Annotated in this window: 23 protein-coding genes; 14 read left to right on the plus strand and 9 right to left on the minus strand. The window is 29.3% G+C overall.

Annotated elements, in window-relative coordinates:
• Positions 1–186 precede the first annotated feature (186 nt).
• The 5 genes from ACP5GV_RS06635 to ACP5GV_RS06655 all read left to right on the plus strand — a co-directional run bounded on the left by ACP5GV_RS06635 (position 187) and on the right by ACP5GV_RS06655 (position 3935).
• Positions 187–663 carry a GNAT family N-acetyltransferase gene (locus ACP5GV_RS06635; protein WP_292320873.1) on the plus strand — a complete coding sequence of 159 codons (477 nt, stop codon included), beginning with the start codon at positions 187–189 and terminating at the stop codon, positions 661–663.
• Between the two features lie 2 nt (positions 664–665).
• The gene (locus tag ACP5GV_RS06640) at positions 666–1151 is read left to right on the plus strand and encodes a GNAT family N-acetyltransferase (protein WP_292320871.1); all 486 of its coding nucleotides are present in this window, start codon (positions 666–668) and stop codon (positions 1149–1151) included.
• A 71-nt stretch (positions 1152–1222) separates the two neighbouring features.
• Positions 1223–2653 carry an FAD-binding oxidoreductase gene (locus ACP5GV_RS06645; protein WP_428102967.1) on the plus strand — a complete coding sequence of 477 codons (1431 nt, stop codon included), beginning with the start codon at positions 1223–1225 and terminating at the stop codon, positions 2651–2653.
• A complete protein-coding gene (locus ACP5GV_RS06650; RefSeq protein WP_428102970.1) occupies positions 2654–2980 on the plus strand; it encodes a 4Fe-4S dicluster domain-containing protein in 327 nt (108 codons plus the stop codon).
• A 4-nt stretch (positions 2981–2984) separates the two neighbouring features.
• Entirely contained in the window at positions 2985–3935 is a 951-nt protein-coding gene (locus tag ACP5GV_RS06655) for a (Fe-S)-binding protein (protein WP_428069849.1), read from the plus strand.
• A 456-nt stretch (positions 3936–4391) separates the two neighbouring features.
• Here the strand turns inward: ACP5GV_RS06655 and ACP5GV_RS06660 are convergent, their stop codons facing one another.
• Complete coding sequence (locus ACP5GV_RS06660) at positions 4392–4694, minus strand: chromatin protein Cren7 (protein WP_292320864.1); 303 nt, start codon at positions 4692–4694, stop codon at positions 4392–4394.
• 500 nt (positions 4695–5194) lie between these two features.
• Complete coding sequence (gene malQ / locus ACP5GV_RS06665; protein WP_428102972.1) at positions 5195–6652, minus strand: 4-alpha-glucanotransferase; 1458 nt, start codon at positions 6650–6652, stop codon at positions 5195–5197.
• A gap of 219 nt (positions 6653–6871) precedes the next feature.
• On the opposite strand from malQ, the gene eno reads away from it, so the two are divergent.
• The gene (gene eno / locus ACP5GV_RS06670) at positions 6872–8161 is read left to right on the plus strand and encodes a phosphopyruvate hydratase (protein WP_428102975.1); all 1290 of its coding nucleotides are present in this window, start codon (positions 6872–6874) and stop codon (positions 8159–8161) included.
• A 26-nt stretch (positions 8162–8187) separates the two neighbouring features.
• Here eno and ACP5GV_RS06675 read toward each other — a convergent pair whose 3' ends face one another.
• Positions 8188–10434 (minus strand): hypothetical protein, encoded by a 2247-nt coding sequence (locus ACP5GV_RS06675; protein ID WP_428102978.1) that lies wholly within the window; start codon positions 10432–10434, stop codon positions 8188–8190.
• A gap of 385 nt (positions 10435–10819) precedes the next feature.
• On the opposite strand from ACP5GV_RS06675, the gene ACP5GV_RS06680 reads away from it, so the two are divergent.
• On the plus strand, positions 10820–11476 hold the full coding sequence (locus tag ACP5GV_RS06680) for a glycosyltransferase family 2 protein (protein WP_428102980.1): 657 nt from the start codon (positions 10820–10822) through the stop codon (positions 11474–11476).
• A gap of 374 nt (positions 11477–11850) precedes the next feature.
• Here ACP5GV_RS06680 and ACP5GV_RS06685 read toward each other — a convergent pair whose 3' ends face one another.
• The 4 genes from ACP5GV_RS06685 to ACP5GV_RS06700 all read right to left on the minus strand — a co-directional run bounded on the left by ACP5GV_RS06685 (position 11851) and on the right by ACP5GV_RS06700 (position 15342).
• The gene (locus ACP5GV_RS06685) at positions 11851–13470 is read right to left on the minus strand and encodes an acyl-CoA synthetase (RefSeq protein WP_428102982.1); all 1620 of its coding nucleotides are present in this window, start codon (positions 13468–13470) and stop codon (positions 11851–11853) included.
• 455 nt (positions 13471–13925) lie between these two features.
• Positions 13926–14219, minus strand: a complete 294-nt coding sequence (locus tag ACP5GV_RS06690; RefSeq protein ID WP_428090460.1) for a hypothetical protein — start codon at positions 14217–14219, stop codon at positions 13926–13928.
• Positions 14213–14518, minus strand: coding sequence for a winged helix-turn-helix domain-containing protein (locus ACP5GV_RS06695; protein ID WP_428102984.1), 306 nt, complete (start codon positions 14516–14518; stop codon positions 14213–14215). Before ACP5GV_RS06695 ends, ACP5GV_RS06690 begins: the two co-directional genes overlap by 7 nt.
• A 59-nt stretch (positions 14519–14577) precedes the next feature.
• Positions 14578–15342, minus strand: a complete 765-nt coding sequence (locus ACP5GV_RS06700; protein WP_428102986.1) for a hypothetical protein — start codon at positions 15340–15342, stop codon at positions 14578–14580.
• Between the two features lie 147 nt (positions 15343–15489).
• Here ACP5GV_RS06700 and ACP5GV_RS06705 point away from each other — a divergent pair, with 147 nt between their 5' ends.
• The 3 genes from ACP5GV_RS06705 to ACP5GV_RS06715 are packed head-to-tail and all read left to right on the plus strand — an operon-like array spanning position 15490 to position 17949.
• The gene (locus ACP5GV_RS06705; RefSeq protein WP_428102989.1) at positions 15490–16233 is read left to right on the plus strand and encodes a creatininase family protein; all 744 of its coding nucleotides are present in this window, start codon (positions 15490–15492) and stop codon (positions 16231–16233) included.
• A gap of 20 nt (positions 16234–16253) precedes the next feature.
• Positions 16254–17195, plus strand: coding sequence for an ABC transporter ATP-binding protein (locus tag ACP5GV_RS06710; RefSeq protein ID WP_428102991.1), 942 nt, complete (start codon positions 16254–16256; stop codon positions 17193–17195).
• Positions 17182–17949 (plus strand): ABC transporter permease, encoded by a 768-nt coding sequence (locus tag ACP5GV_RS06715; RefSeq protein ID WP_428069987.1) that lies wholly within the window; start codon positions 17182–17184, stop codon positions 17947–17949. Before ACP5GV_RS06710 ends, ACP5GV_RS06715 begins: the two co-directional genes overlap by 14 nt.
• Positions 17950–17990: 41 nt before the next feature.
• Here ACP5GV_RS06715 and ACP5GV_RS06720 read toward each other — a convergent pair whose 3' ends face one another.
• Positions 17991–19319 (minus strand): MFS transporter, encoded by a 1329-nt coding sequence (locus ACP5GV_RS06720; RefSeq protein ID WP_428069988.1) that lies wholly within the window; start codon positions 19317–19319, stop codon positions 17991–17993.
• A 103-nt stretch (positions 19320–19422) separates the two neighbouring features.
• Here ACP5GV_RS06720 and ACP5GV_RS06725 point away from each other — a divergent pair, with 103 nt between their 5' ends.
• The 3 genes from ACP5GV_RS06725 to ACP5GV_RS06735 are packed head-to-tail and all read left to right on the plus strand — an operon-like array spanning position 19423 to position 21909.
• Positions 19423–21300, plus strand: coding sequence for an aldehyde ferredoxin oxidoreductase family protein (locus tag ACP5GV_RS06725; protein ID WP_428102993.1), 1878 nt, complete (start codon positions 19423–19425; stop codon positions 21298–21300).
• Positions 21301–21320: 20 nt separating this feature from the next.
• Entirely contained in the window at positions 21321–21605 is a 285-nt protein-coding gene (locus ACP5GV_RS06730) for a MoaD/ThiS family protein (RefSeq protein ID WP_428069990.1), read from the plus strand.
• Positions 21606–21615: 10 nt separating this feature from the next.
• Positions 21616–21909 carry a MoaD/ThiS family protein gene (locus tag ACP5GV_RS06735; protein ID WP_428069992.1) on the plus strand — a complete coding sequence of 98 codons (294 nt, stop codon included), beginning with the start codon at positions 21616–21618 and terminating at the stop codon, positions 21907–21909.
• Between the two features lie 10 nt (positions 21910–21919).
• Here the strand turns inward: ACP5GV_RS06735 and ACP5GV_RS06740 are convergent, their stop codons facing one another.
• Entirely contained in the window at positions 21920–23104 is a 1185-nt protein-coding gene (locus ACP5GV_RS06740; protein WP_428069994.1) for an MFS transporter, read from the minus strand.
• A gap of 127 nt (positions 23105–23231) precedes the next feature.
• On the opposite strand from ACP5GV_RS06740, the gene ACP5GV_RS06745 reads away from it, so the two are divergent.
• A complete protein-coding gene (locus tag ACP5GV_RS06745) occupies positions 23232–23615 on the plus strand; it encodes an Sjogren's syndrome/scleroderma autoantigen 1 family protein (protein WP_428069996.1) in 384 nt (127 codons plus the stop codon).
• Positions 23616–23775 lie beyond the last annotated feature (160 nt).

Here is a 23775-nt window from a genome sequence, read left to right on the forward strand (position 1 = left end):
GGGTTGCTGCTGCTGTTGCTGTTAAAGCTGTTGAGCAGGGATTTGCTAGGAAAACAACAACATACAAAGAAGAACTCGACAAAGCTAGAAAAATTATTTCAAATACTAGAGAAAAAATTAAATTGCTGTGGGAAAGAGAATATATTCCTAAACCTTCGATAGATTATAGGGATTGAGGCGATTAAAATGTATGACACAGGTATAGTTATCAGAAGACCAACAAAAAATGATATCTTACCATTATCAGAACTTGTATATAGATTTTATGCGTTTAATGAAGAATTCGATTCGTCTTGGGCTATTGTATCCAATGCAAAAGAAATCGCAACTAAAATAGCTGAAAGTATGATAAATAATACCAATATTAACGTATTTGTAGCAGATTATGATAATGTTTTATCTGGGTATATTAAATCTGTTACAAATGAAAATCCATTGCTCATAAATAACAAAATAGAAATAATAAAAGAACTTTATGTAAAGCCTCAGATGAGAAGAACAGGCATTGCAAGTATGTTAATACAAAAACTATCAGAAGAAATTTCAAAAAGTGGGATAAAGTACATAGCTGTTGAGTTCCCAGTCCAAAATTGGATAGCAACAGATTTATATAAAAAATTAGGTTTTAGACCTTATTCAACAACATATATTAAAGAGGTGTGAGCATGTCAATTGAAAGAATTAATATCAGGGAAATTAATGAAAATGATTTAAATCAAGTCGTAGAATTGATTGTGAGATTAAAAAGTGTAAATGAAGAATTGGACGCTAACTTTAAAGTGGTTAATAATATATATGACGTTGTTACCAACTATGTTAAAGAATCCATAAACAACGATAAAGTTGTTTTATTAGTCGCCGAAGACGAAATTGATAAAACAATTGCAGGAATCATAAGATTTATTATAATAGATAGACTCTTCTATGAGCCTAGGATTAAAGCTGAAATAACAGATTTCTATGTAAAGCCGATATATAGAAGGAAAAAATTGGGTGTAACTCTTTTGCAAAAAGCTATTGAATATGCAAAATTAAAAGGTGCAGGTATTATTACGGCAATTTATCCTGCAGGAAACGATATTGCAGACAACTTTTATGATAAACAAGGCTTTATACCATTAAATAAAGAAAAATACAAAACTTGTATATGATTTTTTAAGACTATACGTATAATTAATAAATACATATTAATTTTTATTTTGTTTTATAATCAAGGGAGAGAATGAGCGAAGGAAATATTAAAAACTTTATAAATGAACTTGAATCATCGATTAACAGCAATAAAATTTTAATGGACGATATCATATTAAAGCTTTATTCAAGAGAACCTTCTGGCATAGAAGGAAAAGCTAAAACTGTTGTATTTCCTGAAAATAATGATGATGTATCAAAAATTCTAAGCCTTGCATATAAATATGAAGTTCCTATTTATGCCCAGGGAAGTTCAAGCAGTTTATCAGGAAATGCTGCCCCTTTAAAAGAAGGGGTAATAGTAAGCTTTGAAAGAATGAATAAAATCAAAGAATTAAATATAACAGATAGCATAGCTATAGTTGAACCAGGAATCAGAATAGATGAATTAAACATAAATTTAGAAAAAAGCGGATATATGTTTCCTATTGATCCTGCTAGCCAATCCGTAGCTACAATAGGAGGAGCAATTAATAATGGTGCAGGAGGACTTAAAGGAGCAAAATATGGAACTATGAAAGATTGGGTAAACGGACTACAAATAGTATTAGCTGATGAAAACGGTACTACTCTTTTCGTTGGGTGCAAAACAGTTAAATGTAGGAAGGGATATGATTTAACAAGACTTATAATTGGTAGCGAGGGTACATTAGCATTAGTAACGGAGGCAGTATTAAGGCTAACACCAATACCTGAAAGCATAGTGACTTCTTTGGCATTATTTAATGACTTAAGCGACCTTCTTAACGCATTTATTGAAATAAAATCAAGTGGAATCCAGCCTTATATTGCAGAATTTATGGATAGCAAAACAGTAGAAATGGCATCTAAAAGTATTGAATTGAATTTCACACCAGAAGGAAACATGCTTCTTATTAGCATAGATACAACAAAAGAGTCAACAGATAAAATTAAGAAATTTTTAGAAAACAAGTTAAGCAAACATAATGCGAATAAAATTATCACTTCATTGAATCAAGAAGAAGCCGAAGAAATGGGTTTATTCAAGATTAGAAGGAATTTGTTCGCTGCTCAAGTTTCTATGGGACAAGCTATATATGGTGCAAACAAAAAATTGCAAGTATTTATAGAAGATATTGTAGTGCCTCCTTCTAAAATCATAGAAGCTGTTAATAAGGTAAGAGACTTAGGAATTAAATATGGATTGCAAGTGAGCATAGGAGGCCATATAGGAGATGGTAATATACACCCGAGTGTAGTATATGATCCAATCGATGAAAGCACAAAAGATAAAGTTATCAAATGGTATAATGAAGTTATGAAAATTGCTCTAGAACTTAATGGAAGCATTAGTGCTGAGCATGGGATAGGAATTTTAAAGAAAGAAGGTTTAGTTATGGAAATGAATTACTATAATTCATCAAAGGAACTGAGTATAATGAAATCGATTAAATCAATTTTTGATCCAAAAGGCATTTTAAATCCTGGAAAGGTGCTTTAATTGATAAACGATGTAATGCTGTTTGATGAAGTAAATAGATGCATGTATTGTGGTTTTTGTGAGTCTGTTTGTCCAACAATAAGTCTAGGTCCGCATAGGGGTTACGGACCTAGAGGTAGGGTTAATTTAATTAAAGAAATTTTAAAAAACAATACAATAACAGAAGAAGTACTATCAAGCATATATTCATGTCTTTTATGTAATGCGTGCAATTTGGTGTGCCCTGCTAAAATAGATATTGGTAGAGCAGTAAGAGAAGTGAGGGCTATTATCAATAATTATAACAAACAAAGCATTAAAAAGAAAATTATAATAAGGGAAAGGTGATTATATGGATGCCAAAGATATAATGGATTTGCTAGCCGAGATAACATTAAAAACTGGATATCCAGTTCCAGTGAATAAAGATGCTTTATTTAAATGGGCTGAACCCTTAAAGTTACCAAGCAATGGAGATACATATATCTACACTGGAGCTCTATATCAGCTAATCCCTTATATCAATTATACAGTAAAATATTTGGAATTAATTTCAGAATTGCCAGCTGGCAACTCGCTAATAAATCTGGTGAAAAAAATCGTTAGTATTTCACCTTATTATTTATCCTCAATAATTAAACCTAATATTAAAGAAATAAATGAAAGTGAGTTAATTCTAAAAAATATAGCAAAAATTTTACAAAATCATGTTAAAGGTATTTCTTATCTATATGAAGACGATATTTACAGTGGTGTTTTGCTTTACGATTTTGGTATGGATGACTATTTTTCAATACATGCCCACAGAGTTTTTGAGAAATTTAAATTAAAAAATGTTAGGAGGGTAATAACTGTAGATCCACATACAACACATGTCTTGAGAGAAGGTTATCCAAGATATGTAGATAAATTTGATATAGAAGTTATAAATTATTTAGAATTACTAGATAAAGCTAATATAAATGCAGAAAAACTAGGTAATTTAATTGTTACAATACATGATCCGTGCTATTATTCAAGATATGAAAATATAATAGATCAACCCAGAAAACTTCTTAAATCTATGGGAATAAAAATTAATGAAGCTAAAAGATCAGGCAAAAACACTTTTTGTTGTGGCGGGCCTTTAGAATCTTTTTCTCCTAAATTTTCAATTGATATTGCTAAAATGAGGATGAATCAACTTATTTCAGAATCAAATTTTATTATTACCATGTGCCCAATTTGCAAAGCAAACTTGAGTAGAGTAAAACCAAGTAATGTAAAGTTAATCGATATAGCGGAGATTTTATCTAAATTTTAATTTAATAGATAAAAACTATTTCTTTTATTATTATAAAATTTAAAAATAATTATATTATTATATTAATTATGGCTATATATTTGCTTTTAATTTATCAAATCAAATACTTAAAATTTATTACAAAATTATAAAGTCTTAGCATGCCTTAAATATAATCATATGACCTCTTTTGTGTTTTGAAGGGCAAGTGTTCTTGGTGTATTAAAGGAAATAACCTTTAATAAGAACTACTCTTATTCCTACCTTAAATCGAGTAAAACTTCAAATACTCATAATTAAATTTGATCTAAGGGGAGAAATCTCAACGTTTTTTAATTTTTAAGTAGTAGATGATATCTGGCTTTCTAGAAAAGTATATCCCATTTCATGTTCTGCATTATCTAATTTATTTTTACAACAGACCTTAAAAGTCTGTATAGACTTAAAAAGATAAGATTTTTCTTTAATTTATCAAAATCACTCAGGAGGACTATTTTCATCTATTTTATCAAGATCTGATAAATCTATTTCAATAGTTTCTCCTGGTTCATTATTAGCTGGGAGCTGTTCTTCTTCGCCTTCACCGCTTTTCATCTTTTTAATCACAGATTTCCATGAATATCCACAATTTGGGCACTTGAATGAACCCATAATTGTTATAGAAACCCTCCCATATTTATCAGGAATAGGGGATACAACCGTCCACGTTTTTTCTGGTTCACTGACTCTATTACCACATCTTGGGCACTTGAATGGATCCTCTGCTTTCTTTTTTGGCAAACAGCTTCACCGCTATAACAGTTATCACAGAGGATTTATAAGGTATTAGATTTATCGTTATCTCAATATAGCATATTTGATTTTTTATTATGAGCTAAGTTCATGAGATTTCAAAACACGATAAACTTTAACTAATTTTTAATTTGATTCTCAATTGAAAATTTAATTTTATAGAAGCCAAGGCAGTGAATTCTTGTTGCAAAATATGATATTTATGATTCATAGAAATGTTTTTATATTCTAAAATAGAGATTATCATATAATAAAGGATTAAACTAAGTTGTATTCTGAAACTTAAGGAATTAAAGTCTTATAATATACCTTCTGTGCTTCTCTTCTTAATACATAACAAAATTTCCTCCTTGATAAAACTGCTTTACTGATAAAGGATACCAAATTTATCATAGAATTGAGTCATTTTGACCTCCTTCACACTCTAAAAGATCGGCCTACCTTTCATTTATCATGAGTTTATAATAACTATCAGTAAAGAAAATATTTTAAATTCTCCCATATGTTTCAGTATATTCTAATAATCTTTTGGATATGCTCTTGCTATAATAATTAGAAGATAATTTCCATTTCCAATTTTTCCCTATAGTTCCAGGAGTATTTATTCTGGACTCTTTACCCAATCCTAAAACATCTTGCATAGGAATTATAGAAACATCACATATAGAGCTCATTGCCAGCCTTATGAAAGCCCAATTAATTTTTTCTGATAAATTCCCACCGATATATTTTATAAAGTCCATTTTCTGTTTTTTTCCTGACTCTTGAAACCACCCTATTGTTGTATTGTTATCATGAGTCCCTGTAAATACTATGCAATTCTTATTATTATAGTTATGTGGTTTATAATCATTACTTGGATTTCCATCAAAGGCAAATTGAAGAACTTTCATACCAGGAAAATTGAATCGATCCCTTAATTCTATTACATCGGGCGTAATTAGGCCAAGATCTTCGGCTATTATATTGGGATCATTAATTTTTTTCAATAATTCCTTAAATAATTCTTCTCCAGGCCCTTTAACCCATTTTCCATTGATCGCCGTTTCTTCTCCAAAAGGTACTTCCCAATAAGCTACATATCCTCTAAAATGATCCAATCTAATAACATCATATAACTTCTTAGTATGGATAAATCTATCTATCCACCATCTGAAATTTTCTTCCTTTATTTTATCCCAATTAAATATTGGATTACCCCAGAGTTGACCCGTTTTACTAAAGAAGTCTGGAGGAACTCCAGAAACAAATAATGGATTTAATTTTTCATCTAGCATGAAATATTCTGGATGAGACCAAACATCAGCTGAATCATAGTTGACGTAAATCGGTAAATCTCCTATTATTTTTATACCTTTTTTATTTGCATATTTTTTTAGATTATACCATTGCTTGTAAAAAATATATTGTAGAAAAATTTGGAAATCAATTTCTTTTTTTAATTTTTCTTGATAATATTTTAGTTTGTCTTTATTTCTTGTCTTTATTTCATAAGGCCAATCGTATAATCTTTTCCCAATATAATTCCTTATTGATATAAATAAGGCATAATCGTATATCCAATCCTTGTTCTCTTCAATAAATTTATAATAATCATCCTCTTTTTTAAATGATCTATAAACATCCATAAAGTAGTGATATTTCATTTTTTTAACATCATCATAATTTATTAAATTGCTTGATTTTGAAATATTTTCAAAGAAAACGTGTTCTTTTAGTAATGATACATTTATAAATAAAGTATTTCCTGCAAATGACGATAATGGGCTATATGGAGAATTATCATAAAGTGGATCCACTGGATTTATTGGTAAGACCTCCCAAAAGCTTTGTCCGGATTGTTTCAAAAAATCTATAAATTCATAAGCTGATATTCCTAGATCGCCTATCCCTAGTTCCCCAGGGAGCGAAAAAACGGGTAGCAGTACCCCACTTGATCTTTTCATTTTATCACCAATTTTTAATTTTTATTGCATTCAGCTTTTATCAAATCAAATAATTATAGTAATTCAATTAAATATTTTACAAACATTTTATTATAAAGTACAGTATAATAATTTTTATAAACTATATAGTTATTGATAAGAATTTTTAGATAAAATTCATATAAGCTAGTAAAAGAATATTTATTAAACTCATTTGCAGCCAGTATATCTGGTGAAAATATGGAAAATGATTTTTTAATTAATGAAGTAAAAGGTGTTTTAGCTTTAGATTCAAGAGGTAATCCTACAATAAAGGCAATTGTAAAGACAAGAAAAGGTTTAGGTATAGGAATTGCTCCAAGTGGTGCCAGCAAAAGCTCAAAAGAGGCAATAGAGTTAAGAGATGGAGGAAGCAAATGGAATGGGCTAGGCGTTAATATTGCTTTATCAAAGCTTAATGGAGAAATTGCTCAAAAATTAATTAATTTAGATTCTAGAAATCAATCATTAATAGATTCGCTTCTCATAGTTCTTGATGGTACAAAAAACAAATCATCATTAGGAGGTAATACGACAACTGCAATAAGTGTGGCAGTTGCAAAGGCGGCATCAAGTACATCAGGGTTAGAACTCTACGAATACTTAGGTGGCCCAGGTTCAAGGATTTTGCCCACTCCAATCCTTAATATAATAAATGGAGGAGTTCATGCTGGAAATAATTTGGCATTTCAGGAATTTATTCTTATACCTACTGGGGCTAAATCTTTTGTAGAAGCTATGAGGATATCTGTAGAAGTTTATAAAACTTTAAAAAATGTAATAAGTGAAAAATATGGAAAATCAGCTACTAATGTGGGGGACGAAGGTGGATATGCGCCTCCACTAAATGAATCAAGGGAAGCCTTTGATTTAATAGAAACGGCTATTAAAAGATCCGGTTATGATCTAGGTAACGATTTTCATTTAGGCATGGATGCAGCCCCTTCTGAGTTTTATGACATTAATAAAAAATTATATAGGGTAGATGGAAAAGAATTTACTTCAGATGAATTACTTGATTATTATGTGTCTTTAGTGAAAGAGTTCAATATAATATATCTTGAAGATCCATTTTACGAAGAAGAGTTTGATTCTTTCCACAATATTACAAACAAGATAGGTAATAAAGTTTTAATAGTAGGAGATGATCTCTACGCAACTAATACAAAATATTTAACAAAAGGAATAGAAATGAAGGCAACTAATGGAGCCTTGGTTAAAGTAAATCAGGTAGGAACACTAACTGAAACGTTAGATTATGTTAGAATTGCTAAAGAAAACGGTATAATACCAGTAATTAGTCATAGAAGCGGAGATACTGAAGATTCATTTATCGCAGACTTAGCTGTTGCCATAGGCTCAGGCATAATTAAAACTGGAGCGCCAGCTAGAAGCGAAAGGTTATCCAAATATAATAGATTAATAGAAATAGAAGATCAATTAGGGCCATCAAGTAGGTATTTAGGAATTGAACCATTTATAAGATCCTAATTCATTAGAAAGCATTAATCATATATTTATAACATGTATTTCGTTTGATATATCTCAGATTTTTGTTCTACTAAAAAATGCGATATAAAAGCTATGATAACAAATATTGCTACTAATCCTAAAGATAAAGAGGGCAGCAATAAAGTAACAAATATAGGAAGTAAAAGGCCAAATTCTTTTAGTCTGTTAAAATTATTATAATAATAGATTGATAATACTATTGTTACTATAATACCTATAATTAATAAAATCTGAGTATTTAAATTAAGCAATAATCCTAAATTGATATCTGATTTTGTATAATAAATTAGCTGCATAAAAGAGTAATAAATAAAATTATTAGATGTCAAATAAAATGCAAATATTATTGATAAAGAAGTTATCAAAAATGATATAAAAAATTTTTTAAATTTTAATCTATAATTATAATAAATAAATATAACGTAAAATGGCATTGATAGTAACAAATCAGGATAAGTTAGAATCGATAAACTAAAAAATATACCCGACAACATTGGACTGTATTTCGCTAGTAATAACGATAGAATTAAAAACGATAGAATTAAAGTCAACATTGCATTAAATGAAAAGTATAATATAGCAATGAAGAATCCCATTAAAATCGATATTAAAAATAAATTAATTTCTTTATGCTTATAAATAAAATACCCTAATAGTGAAAAAGTTATCGCATATATTATGCTAGAATATGTGTAAGGAGTTAATGAAAGGAGATTTGCTGGTATATATAATAGTGCTAGTCCTGGCAAAAAATTGTAAACCGTAATGTTATTCCAGGATCTTGTTTTAAAATTAAAATACATAGAAAAATCCTTTTGAGGATCGATTTTAGTTATGTTTATTAGAGTGTTATTGTATGGAATTGTTTCAGATAAATAACCGAACGATGGATTTTTTAAAATATCATAATAGTAATTTACATTATAAGGATTGTGGAATTTGATTATATTTAATGATGCTAATTCTATAATCAAATTTTGAGATGATTGATATGCTTTTGAAGATATATATATTGATAACTGTGGAGTAAACATTGATGAAAATGCTCCTACTATAATTAATGATGCTAAAATAATATATGTAATGTATTTAGGTCTATAGTATTGCTCTAGATTACTAACTTCAAATAGATAAGATACTACTGATATAGAAGCCAAGCCAATAAACCCACTAATCAATATAATACTTGAAATATTGGATACATATCTTGTTAAAAACAAAATTAATGACGTAATTAATAGTTCATAAGTCATTATAAACCAATTAATATCGATTTTATATTTTACATTTTTTGTCAATTTTTTTCCATTTATTGAAGTTGAGTATGCTATTAAAGCGAAAAGAGGGAACCACATATAATAAAATGGCATAGGTCTGTAATAAAATAAAAAAGCTATAGCAGGTAAAACTAAACCTGCATATTTTAGTTTTGAGTAATATTTAGCATAGACCAATAATCCAATTCCTATAATACTTAAAAATAGAACTGTATAAAAAATCTTAGGTAAGTAAATTCCATATTGTGTTAATGTTGATAAACCTGCACCTATTGGCATTAAATTAAAGGTTAAAGGTAATAATGCTCCTTTTACAAATTCATTAGGGCTAAGTATGAGAAAGGGTAAATTAACTAATAGTACCGATATTAAAAATCCATAAAATATTTTTTTTATGTTGTATTTTTCGTAATATAATGCTACTAAATAAAATATAAAGAAAACGCCCGCAGTTTCTCTATATGATACTGCTAATCCGAACAAAAAACCTGATAGCAATGGATGGTCACTATAAGCTATAGCTACCATAACAAGAGCTATCCAACCTACTATTGGACTAAATAATACTGGTTCTCCAATGAAAATAAATGAAGCACTTGCTAAAATTAAAGGAAATAGACTTTTATATGGCTCTTTCATTTTTCTATAAACTAAAAGCAAGGCTGAGGCATATATTATGGCGTCATAAAGGCTTTTTGGTATGTTAAATATAACTTTTGGTATGTAATAAATCATAGCAAATCCAAGGTAATCATAAGATGATGCAAAGCCAATTATTTTGTTATTAGCATAACCATAAGGATATTTAAAAATATATGTGTAATAAGGATAAGATTCTTTAAGAATTAAGTATTGCAAATAACTTGACGAATAAGGATTTTGAAATTTAAGAAGTGTCTTCGCTGCACTAATCTGAATTATGTAAGAATCTGAATATCCTCCAACCAAAGTATAGATTATCTTAAATGAGGACATATACAATATTCCTATTGTTAAAACTAAAGATACAATTGCAAATAGAGTTAGCAATTGAATTAGTTTAATTTTTTTTTACATAAGCATTAGTACTTATAAAAACTGCAATTATTGAAATTATAACCAGAAATAAATATGTAATGAGCATCCATAAAGGAGGAGATTGTATATAAATAGGCCAGCCCTTATAAGAGCCAAAATAACTATATGGAACCATAGTAAGGTAATAATAGACTGCAAATCCCATTATATTTATAGATAATATTAGAATCAAAGCTCTTTCTAATTCATAGTCTTGGTTATTATTTTCATTGTTATACTTTATTTATACCACCATATTAATATAAAGATGAGATAAAAATAAATTTTAATGGGGGAATTAAACATGGAGCTTACCAAAGTTTCTGTAATAACAACGACATATAATGAAGAAGAATATATTGGTAAATTAATTAAGAAAATAAGATCTCTAAATTTAAATTCATATATAATAGTTGTAGATGATTCTTCAAGCGATAATACTGCAAAAATTGCTAAAAGACTTTCTGATAAGACAATTATAAAGAAAAGGGAAGGTCAAACTATTGGACTTTGGTATGGTATGTTGAATTCAGTTAGCAACATTATGGTTACTATTGATGCTGATCTTGAAAATCCTCCAGAATTGATACCTACAATGATTAATGAGTTTATCAATAATAAGTGCGGCGTATTAATTGCGTCGAGAAATAATTTGCCTAGAATTTCAGAAAAAATTTCAACAAAAATATTTAAAAAAATCTTAAATGTAGATGATATTTATTCAAATTTTAGAGTTTATTCTAAGGACTGTTTAAAAGACTTCAATCCAAAATTAGGTGAAACCTTTGGTTTAGAATTTTTATTATTTTTAAATAAAAAAAGATGTAAGATTTGTCAAATAATATACTCGCCTCCGCCAAGAAGAAGCAATCCAAGAATTGGTGGTAAACTAAAGGCTAATATGAAAGCATTTTATTCAACATTTAAATCATTAATAGGCTATTTAATATATTATAGTTAATGATAATAGACTTTAATCTTTCTTAGATCATTTCCAACTTATTATTAAGGATCTCAATTCTATGGCCAATTTTGATCTCTTTTCACCAATAGAACATATCAATCTATGAAACAGATTTGTAATGTTTTGAGAAGAGAATTAACAGATGTTACTTCAAAGACTTTAATTTCTTAAGTTTTGAAATATAACTTAGTTCTATCAACCACAATCAAATTATCACTGTTTCAAGCAATGGTAAAAACATTATCTAAAAATAAGCTATATCCTACCTTAAGGAAAAGAATCCTAATTCTTAATTCCTACAAAGTTAAAAATACAATATTCAATGAATAGAAGAAGTAAATACGATATTACAAAAAATAAATGTTTCTTTTTTATAAATTCTTTTTAAATTCTTCTTTTCCCTTGTCTATATCTTTTAGTTTAAATCTTTGTATTTTCCCGCTTTCAGTTTTGGGAAGAGTCTCAACAAACTCTATATCTTCTAAATGGACATGTTTTGAATATTTAGTTTTCACAAAATTTATCAATTCTGTTTTTAATTCATCGGTCTGTTTGTATCCTTTTTTCAAAACAACATACGCCCTTAAAATATGTCCTCTAGTCTTATCTTCTATTCCAACGACAGCAGACTCCAATACGGCTGGATGTTCTATCAAAACGCTTTCAACCTCAAAAGGTCCAACCCTGTAACCTGAGACTTTTACTACATCATCAACTCTTCCAACAAACCAAAAATAACCATCGGAGTCTATTTTTGCTTCATCTCCGGTTAAATAATAATCATCAATAAATGATTTCTTTGTTTTTTCTGGTGCATTAAGATAGCCCATAAATTGAAATCCTTCGCTACGCGAATTAACTGCTATTATTCCCTCATTATTTTCTCCAATCACTTTGACTTCATAGCCGGGCGCGGGTAATCCAGCACTTCCTATTTTCAGTTCAGCATCATAACCCCAGCCGTTGTATATGACCATACCAACCTCTGTTTGCCCATAATGATCCTTAATAGGGATACCAAAATTTTTCATAAACCATCTTATAACTTCAGGATTAAGGGGTTCTCCAGCTGAGCTGACCTTGCTCAATTTTAAATCATATTTCTTAGGATCTTTAATAGAGCCCATAATCATCCTATAAGCTGTAGGAGCAAAAGCAAAATTTGTTATCTTAAATTCTTCTAAAAATTTAAGAAAAGTTTCCGGATTAAATGGGGCATCAAAAATATATGTTGTTTTTCCAAATAACATTGATCCTAATGGTCCATAATATAAGCCGTAAGCCCATCCTGAATCAGCTCCATTGAAAAATCTGTCATTCTCGCTTAGACCTATCCCATATTTCATATAAAGATAAGTATTTAATAAAAGCCTCTTGTTTATCATAGCACCTTTAGGTAGACCAGTTGTTCCACTTGTATATAGAAGTATTATCTGATCATTCATTCCTTGAGGACTTGATGTGTTTAATTTTTCACCAGATAGCGTATCATCAAATCCAATTGTATTTGGACACTTGTCTGGAAAACTAATAATATTATTAGGTGCAGTTTTTACTTCCTTAATTTTATCGCATTGATCATTTTGAACAAAAATTAATTTCGGCTTTATATCCCCAGTTCTTATTTCTATTGCCTTTGGTCCGAATGCAGTAAAAAGAGGCTGATAAATAGCTCCTAGTTTCCAAACTGCTAGCATAATTATTAGCTGCTCTAACTTTTTTGATGCCAATACCGGTATAACATCACCTTTATTTATCCCTAAAGCTTTCATATAATTAGCAAGCCTAGAAGATTTATCTAAGAGCTCTGACCATGTCATAGTATGTTTTTCCCAATTAGAATTCACTCTTAAAGCGGCTAATTCGTCAATTTCTTTTACTTTGTTTGCAACTATATCATAAATATTCATGCTTCTGTATTCATTCATTCCTAGAAAACTATATGCTTCATTCCATGAAAAGTGACTAACAAGGTCTTTATATGCTACCATTTTCCCACCACAGTGAATTAGGCTATCAGTAGGTAAAAAGTATTGCCAAGAATAATATATTAAATTATCAGAAAGCATTTATTGGTTTGTGATTTACCATCGTGTTTTAGTAATTATACAACTTTTGGCCTTGCTTATACACTTCTTCATTTATCCATGTTTAAAATGTAAGCTAGTCTTAGCTTAGCTACACTATTTTAAATTTAAACGCATATTTTTAGCAATCCCTAAGGACTCAGAGACATGTATTATATATAGTACGAATCCTTAATTGCTATTTAGAGACCCTATCTTATTTTCACGATATTTTAAAATTTCATAGTCTAAATGCTTTATATAACCTAAAATATTTAAGACCTCTCACACAATATCAAACCAAAGTTTTATGCTGAATCAATAATGAAACAATGAATCCTTAAATTAAACTTTATTACTCTTCAGTGAATACAGAAAATTCAGTATCTAACTAATTTAAACAGTACTACGAAACCGATTAATTCCAGTGAACTAATAATAAGCATTGGTATTGCTACGGTTTCGTTATATTTCATGGACAAAAATATTGATGAAATCGCAGTAAATATTGTTTGAACAAAAAATATACCACTAAATAAAGCAAGTTTTGATAAAAATTGTGATTTCATATTTTTCGAATTTTTATAATAAAATGAAAATATATAATAAGTAAATACAATACTTATCAATGCTATTGCTATTTCAAAACTCCAAAAAGACAATGGCTTTAACATTTTATTTCACCAGTTTCACATATAATCTTATTTAAGAGTGATTTATTTTGTATCAAAAATTTAGAAGCTGAATAAATTTGCCCATATCTTGGACCTTCAGAAATAATTAAGTTATTTTCTGTTAATACATTGAGATGATGCATAATAGTTCTATAATTGACGTTTAAAATTTTTGATAATTGATTTGCATTTAAAGGACCTTGATCCATAATTAATTTTATAATTTTCAATCTCATCTTACCTCCCTTAGATCCAACAAATATCCACCAAAAAAGGTGATCTTCACTTTTAAATTGCATATATTATTTTGCACCGCTATCAACCTATAAAAAAGAAAAATAAAAATTTTATTAACGATTTATGATGTCGCATTATATACTGATCCAGTATAACCAGGTGCAACATCACTTATTGGTATTGGGTGTACTATCCAATATTCATTACTTAGCTGCCAATTAGTTATTGATGAATTATAGCTATAATAAAGTTCTTCTGTAACGTTTAATACTAATTCATGAGGTGTTGGATTACTTGATGTTGGGAATGGAAATACGACAAATTGAAGGGGAGCATACACCATTGCACTAGTTCCATGGACGACTACTGTTGGAGGGACTAATGAATACCAAACTACATATTCATATAAACTGTTAAATTTACTCCACGTTGCATTGATTTGCTGTATACCAGTATAATTACCCGTTAGTGGTCCACCTATCCAATGAAGAACTGCATTTGGAGCATATTGCTGAATAACTAATGATGCATTCTCTATTGCTATATCATTCCAGTGGCTCATAGCTAAAGAAAGAACTACATTAGGCTGCTGATTATTATACTGAGATATAACTTGTTTATATGCTGAATTTAGAGATGTATATGATGAATTTAGAGATAAGAATTCATTATGCAAGTTATTATATGATGAATTTAGAGAGCTCAACTCTCCTGATAAAGAATTAATTTCATTTTTTGTTTGAGTTAGGTTTTGATTGATAATATTATATTTGCTTTTCAAAGAGTTATATGATGATGTTACGGAGCTATACATATATCCCAATGATGCTGCAGCTATAAGAAATACTATAGCCACAGCAGTTACTCCTATTAATTTTCCATCCATAGCTTTCACCAAGTATGATTTATCAATTTATTTTAAAATTCATTTTTCAAAATTATATATAATTTATATACAAATTGCAAATAACTATATTATGTATAAATAATTTAAATTGTTGTTAAGGTTAATAGCTCAAAATGTAAAATATACATGGGAGAAACAATGGAATATGTATGGAAACTTAACGGTCATAAATTTGATAATATTGAAAAGCATATAGCTATTATTCCTATAGGTTCTGTTGAAAGACATGGAGATCATCTACCATTAGGTACAGATGCCGTAGAAGCTCAATTCGTAGCTGAGGAGGTAGCAAAAAAAGTAAAAGGTCATTTATTTCCGACTATATGGTATGGTTCTTCAATATACCTATCAAAATTCCCAGGAACCATTAATATAGAGAGCAATGCGTTTAGATTATATGTATATAACGTACTAAAAGAAATCGCAAGAAATGGATATAAATTGATAGTAATTATAAATGGTCATGGCGGAAATACTAGCCTATTAAATATAGCTGCAAAAGATGCAGCTTATGAAATGAATGCAACTTACATAATAATTGATTGGTGGAAAGATGTTGGTAAAGAAACAAGACAAAAATTATTTACACAACCAGGTCATGCAGGAGACGACGAAACAAGTGCAATGTTGTATTTAGAAGAAGAGGATGTAGATATTGATAAGGCAAAGGATTACATACCAAAATGGTTGCCTAAAGTGTCTATCCAATCTCCAATTATTGAAAATTATTTATATCCAGATGCTGTATTAGGTGGACCAACTAAAGCAGATAAAGAAAAAGGAAAACAATGGTTAGAAAGTGTCGTAAATGATATTGTAAAAATTATAATTGAAGTAAACGAAATATTAGCTAATAAAAACAAGGACTAAATTACAAAAGGTGTCAAACTATGCAACAAAATGTTGTAGAAGTAGAAAATTTAAAGCACACTTATGATAATAAAAAATATGTTTTAGAAGGTATTTCATTTGAGGTTAAAAAAGGTGAAGTTTTTGGTTTACTTGGAAGAAATGGAGCTGGAAAAACCACTACAATAAAAATACTAACAACTTTAATTTTGCCGACTTCAGGAAAAGTTAACATTTTAGGATACGATGTTAGAAAGGATGGGTTAAAAATTAGAAGTAGAATTGGATTAGTACAACAATTACCTAGTATTGAATTTACTACGGTTGAAAAGAACTTAGATATATATGGCATGTTATGGGGATTAAATAAAAAAACGAGAAAAGAAAAAATTGAGGAACTTTTGGAAATTTTTGATCTAAAAAATCTCAGAAAGAAGGATGCAATAGATTTATCAGGTGGCGAAAGAAGAAGGCTACAAATTGCAAGAGAATTTATGCATGATATGGACATACTGTTTTTAGATGAACCTACGGTTGGATTAGATGTTATAATGAGAAGGAATTTACTTAACTATATAAAAAAGATGGTTAACAAAGGATTGACAATTGTATTCACGACTCACATGTTAGAGGAAGCAGAGTATTTATGCGATAGAATTGCAGTAATAGATAAAGGAAAAATAGTTGCTATAGATACATTAGATAATTTAAAAATTAAATATGGCGGAAAAAGAGCTGTAGAATTCAAAATAAAAAATATAAATTTAAATGATATAAAAGAAAAACTAAATATTAATCATGATAATATTAAAATAGTTGATGATAAATTGATTATATTAACAGAAAACCCCTATGATACTGTAGAAATGGTAATTGATAAAATCAAACAATCTAATGGAAAAATAGAGTGGCTTAATATTAGAGATAAGACTTTGGAAGACGTATTTTTAAATGTCATAGGTGAAGAAAATGGCATATCCTAAGGTAGTTAGATTAATCTTAAGAAATTTAATAGTTAATAGTGATCCAGGCACATGGCTTATATTGGTTGGAATGCCCACTATGTTTTTAGTATTTTTTAGCTATGGTTATGGATCTATGCTATCTTCTCTAGGTTTATCTTATGTAAATTATGCAAAATTCTTAGCACCTGGAATGTTGGCCTATGAAACGCTTATAGCTGGAACGGCTTCGGGCTCAATGCTATGGTTTGATAGGAGATGGGGCTCATTAGCTCAAATTTTAGCAATGCCTTTTACAAGAACTGATTATCTATTGGGTCTCATATTGAGCTCGGTGGTTTTTGCGATTATGGGAAATGCGATATTGCTAGTAATTTCATATTTATTGATACCTGGTCTTGACTTTACAACAATAGGAGTTCTAATAATGATACTAACATTAATCATTGGATCTTTGCTATTCGGATCTTTAATGCTTATTTTGGCTTCCTATATTAAATCTCAAAATGCATATAATAGTATACAAATATTGATAATATTCTTTATAAATTTTGCATCAACAGTGTTTTATCCTGCTATTTCATTACCGAGACCATTGTTATACTTATTCTATGTAAATCCTTTAACTTATATAGCAAATGTAATGAGAGATGGATTTCTTAACAAAGTAAAAATAATTGATTTATATGAAATGATATTTCTTGCATCACTTTCATTACTACTAATTTACATTGCTAGAAAATCTTATATGAGATCTGAAATAAAGTTCGAATAATTAAATAAAAACCTTTGCAAAATAAAATTTTTATCACTTAATCATTGGGTTTCTTTTATTAAAACTTTCTCTTCTCCAGTAATTTTTTCTAGAGGTACTTTATTTGTATCAAAACCTTTTATATACCAAATACCTGAAGATAAAGCTCCTATCCCCCACAAAATCATATTATAAACTATAAAACTTAGTTCGCTAAATGACGATGTTAAGTAAATTGAAAGAGTATAAGCAACTATTATTGGCAATCTAACAAGACCTATCATAAAGGCTCTGGACGCTGTAGGCATTAATGTTGGCTCATAAACAGTTCTTACAGCCCATCCTAACTCACTGAACATCATATTTAAAAATAACAATACATAAAACATTGTAACATACTTATTAAACATAACAACGAAAAACATTATTGGAATCATAGTTAAAAAACCACCAAAATATGATAGAAGAGCGAATCTTCTTGAACCTAGCCTATCAACTATTAGCATAGCAATTAAACCGGCGATTGAAGCCCCAAGGTTGGCATAAAATACAACAAGAATTAAGTTTAAACCTTTGAAATAATAATCTGCGATAATATAAGCCATAAGTCCATAGGTTAAATATTGCGAAAGTCCTATTAATGCTAAGAAGGCATACCTATATCCTAATCCTACTGTTTTTGATATATCATTTGTTGATGCACTTTCCATATATGTATTGTCTGTTTTTATCTTATTTATTTCATTTTTAGCCTTATTTATATTACCTTTCACAACCAGCCATCTAATCGATTCTGGTAATGTTAGCCTTACTATTATTGCAACTATTGCACCTATTAATGCAACAATACCCATTGAAATTTCTTGTACCACAAAGGATGAGCTCATGTAGTATGTTAAAAATGCAATTAATGCTGCTATCGCAGCTCCTATATTATCAAAGTTGGGCAGAATAATTAACATCTTTTCTCTATATCTAAGAGGAAAAAGTTCCGCAATTAATGACAAAGCAACAGGTACTTCTCCCTCAACTCCTATAGTGGCAATAGTATATGCAAACAAAGTTATGTAGATGTTTTCATTTAAAAAGGCAGAATTAATTATAAAAATTATAGATCCTAAAGAGTATAAAAACATAGTAATGAAAAATGTTGTTTTTCTTCCTAGAGAAATATCAGATAACCTTGATAGTAGCAAATCACCTATTAATGGCACTGCTGAAACATAAATTAAATAATATATATTATTGTAGGCAGGATAAGTTAATATACCTATTGTTGTAATTATGCCCCACATAAAGAACCCAATTGCCAAAGAAAGAAATGTCAATGAAACTGTTCTATTCCATTTCATATTATCAATTGTTTTTATCAGATCTGACAACAATTTCACCCTATTTTTTACTACTGATAGTAGTAAAAAAGTTTTTCTTATAAACTTTTTTGTATTGTACACATAGATATATAAACTCGGAACACCATTATATAGATAAACGGTGAGGTTCTTGGAATTCAAGTTAGCTAGAATTAACTTATCAGATCATAATTGGAAAGAAGTAAAAATTGATGATAAATTATTAAGAAAATTTATTGGAGGTAGAGGACTTGGTACATATTTAGCATTAAAAGAAATACCAAAAGGTATAGACCCTTTTGATAAAGAAAATAAAATTTATATATTAACTGGGCCCTTCACCGGTACAGGAGCATTTGAAACTGGTAGATATCATGTAGTAGGAAAAAGTCCGCTTACAGGTTTTTTAGGTGATGCTAATAGTGGTGGAGACTTTGGTCCATGGCTAAGATTTTCAGGTTTTGATGGATTAATAATTGAAGGTAAAAGCGATTACCCAATATGGCTTAGAATTGAAGATGGCGATATTAAATTTAATGATGCGTCAAGCTTATGGGGGAAAGGTGTACATCATACAGAGAAAATAATAAGAGAAAAAGTAAAAATTTCTAGCGAAACTATAGGTAGCATATTATCAATTGGACCGGCGGGCGAAAATAAATCGAAGATAGCTGCTATAATGAATGATAGATATAGAGCGGCTGGAAGAACTGGATTAGGGGCAGTACTTGGAGACAAGAAATTAAAAGCTATTTGGGTTTATGGTAAGAGAAATTTATTAAAAGAAATGTACGATTCCAAAAAATTCATTAGTGAAGCTAAAAAATTAACAGATAAAATTATGGGAAATCCTGTTTCACAAGCATTAACACAATTAGGTACTTTAGTTTTAATGAACATGACAAATGCTCTTGGAGGCTTGCCAACAAAAAATTGGACTCATGGAATTTATGACAAAGCATTTGACATAAGTGGGGAGCACTTAGCAGAATCTTATTTAAAAACGAGAAAAGGTTGTTGGGGGTGCACAATCCAATGTTCAAGAGTAACAGAAGTTCCTGAAGGTCCTTATAAGACACCTATATCAGAAGGGCCTGAATATGAAAGTACTTGGGCACATGGCGCTAATCTTCTAATTGACGATATATCATCAATTATAAAAATGAATTACTTGGAAAATGATATGGGTTTTGATACAATAAGTTTTGGAAACACTGTTTCAACACTTATGGAATTATATGAATTAGCTAAGCAAGGTAAGTTAGATAAAGATAAAGAAAAAGAACTTATTGAATTGATTAATATGAGCGGTATTGAACCAAGTTGGGGAAATAAGGATGCAATAATACAATTAATCTATCTTGCAGCATATAGAAATAAGATAGGAGATTTGGTTGCGGAAGGAGCTAAGAGATTAGCTGAACATTTTGGAAGACCTGATGTAGCAATACATGTAAAAGGTTTAGAGTTACCCGCTTATGATCCGAGAGCGTTAAATAGCATGTCATTAAGCTACGCAACAGCTAATAGAGGAGGATGCCATTTAAGGTCTTATAGCGTAGCTTTTGATTTGATAGGTTCTCCTGAAAAGTGGGATCCATTAGCTAAAGATATAAAGAAAGTAAAAGGAGTAAAAGAACAGCAAGATTGGTTCGCAATAGTTGACTCCTTGGTAATATGCAAGTTCAACGTTTTTGGCACAGGACCATCAGACTATTTAGAAGTTTTAAAGGCAATAACTGGCTGGGAAGATATGACAGAAAATGAACTTATGACAACTGGTGAAAGAATTTATAATGCAGAGAGGTTATTCGATGTAAAAGAAGGAGAATATAAAGATACCTTGCCTAAGAGGCTTTTGGAGGAATCTTTACCAGAAGGACCAGCCAAGGGTCATACAGGAAAAGAATGGCTTGACTTCTTTTTGCCAGAATACTATAAATTAAGAAAATGGGATAACGGAATTCCAACCGAAGAAATAATAAGGAAACTAGATTTGGAGGAATTTTTAAATAGGTAATTATTTTTATGGGTGAAAAAGTGAAAATAAAAGTGAGATTCATTTTAGACTATTATAAATATATTGGTAAATTTGAACTAAATTTGGACATTCCAGATAAATTCACGTTGATTGATTTGATAGATTATATAGATAAAAACATAAAAAAGGGATTTAAAGAAAAACTATTAAATGATAATAATATCAAGTATCCTAACATGATATTAATAAATGGAAGAAGAGCTGAATTTTTTGAAAATCTGAATACAAAACTAAATGAAAATGATCAAATAATATTTTCCCCTTTAGCATATTTTGCTTTATAAGGGTCTAAAAATGAAAATAAAAATTCTCATGTTGGGAACCCTTTACTTAATTACAAAACACTTTGAAAATATAGTAGATTTTGACTTTGAACCAAAACTAATCGATGTAATAAATTATATTATCAATAAACATCCCGAAATAAAAAACCAAATAATAAACAATGAAAAGCTATTGGATAATTTATCAATATTAGTTAATGGAAGAGAATACAGATATATTAATGAAGGCTTAAATCTAATATTAAAAGATGGTGATACAGTAGCTATTGTGCCACCTGCCGGAGGAGGAATTTTTATTCAATAAACCATAAAAATTATATGTACATTTTTAATTCTTTGACTTGTCGCGCATACATTTCTGTAAAATAAAATACTGCAATAATTATTGGCAATATAGCAACAAATCCCCATCTTAAACTTGTTACATCAACCAAAATTCCTAGCATAGAAGGAAGAATAGCTCCTATTAATGACATTGTAGAGAAAAAGTAACTATTAGCAGCATTTCTTAACTTTACATCGAAAGTCCTTGATAATGTTACTATGCTTAAAGTATAAGTAAATCCATGAGGTATTCCTAAAATTAACAGAGCTATTATAAATACATAAATATTGGGAGAAATCCAGGCAACTAAGAGTCCTATTATTGTTAAGAGTACTGATAAATCTATCAAAAACTTAATATTAGGTACCGGTTTTGCAGCTAAGAATAATCTTCCAAAAAATGATGTTATAAAAAATAATGAATAAAGCAATATAGCAATAGAGTTACTAGCATGAAATACAGTTTTAGCATATATGCCGTCAAACGTAATAATAAAAGCGAAAGGAACTTGATAAGTTAAATTATTAAGGAGCGCAACTTTAAACCCATTATTTCTAACAATATTTTTAAGAGAAGAATCTGACCCTAATTCGTGTTCAGTTTCTGGAAACTTTAAAAAAGGTGATAATATGGGGACTACACTAGCAATTATTGCAAAAAATAGGAAAGATTGTTGTATTGTATAATATCTTAGTATTATACTTTCTATTGCAGGTCCAATTAATAGAGATGTGCTTAAAGAAAGAGAATAAATTGCAAGCATTCTTTCTCTTAATTTTCTGTCATCAAAAAGCCCTGCTGAAGTAATTAAGTTAGGCATTAAAGCGCCTATTGAAAAGCCTGATAGTGCTGCGACAGGCCATATCATAATGCTGTTTGAAATATAGAATAATAAAAATGTTATAGTATATACAATGCTTGACAATATAAAAAGTTTTCTTCTCGTCTTACTTTTTATTTTAGTATTGATAAAGTTACTCATTATGAACATGAATCCCATAAAAACAGTTGCTAGTAGTCCAATCTCAGTATTATTATAATTAAAGTATTCTTTAGCTAGCAGCGGCATAGTTGTACCAATCATATTATTAGAGGCTCTAGCTCCGAAAGTAATTAAAATAATAACTATAGCTATCGTCACTATTGCATTATTTAACTTTTTTGCATTACTCATTTTCATCGCCAGAAACACTATAACTGAAAAAATAAAAGCTTACATATAAATTATTTATATATAATTATAAATAGGATTTCATAGGAATATTTTATTTTTAAAAAAATTATTATTAATAGGGATTGAAATGAATAATAAACAAGATTTAAGAAATGATCCTGAAGTTGTAAAAAAGATGGCATCGCTTTTATCTCAAGGAGCTTCAATGTTAGATAAAACTTGTCCTGTATGCGGATTGCCTCTATTCAAAACAAAAAAAGGAGATATATTATGTCCAGTCCATGGGAAAGTCTATGTTGTTGAGAGCGAAGAAGAAATTAAGGATATAGAAATCGATGAAACATTAAGGTCTGTTGAATACTATGTTTCTGTAAAAATAAGAGAAATGCTAAATAAAGACGACATGAATGATATAATTGATTTATTAAAAATAATTGAATCTGTCGAAAGAATTATGACATTAAGAAAACAAAAAGATGATACTCAAAACAAAAATGAAGGAAAGAAATAATTTAATTTAAAATTTAAATGATTGAGCTATAATGCAATTTTCTTAAGATTTTCTCCCGTTTTAAAAGTCGGAGATTCAAATTGTTACGTTTCTTTATATAATATAATTCCAAACCTATTTATATCTTCTAATGCCCTATCATCAACATATGGTGATATTA

Origin of the sequence: Caldisphaera sp. (assembly GCF_049974385.1) — an archaeon.
Classification (GTDB): domain Archaea; phylum Thermoproteota; class Thermoprotei_A; order Sulfolobales; family Acidilobaceae; genus Caldisphaera.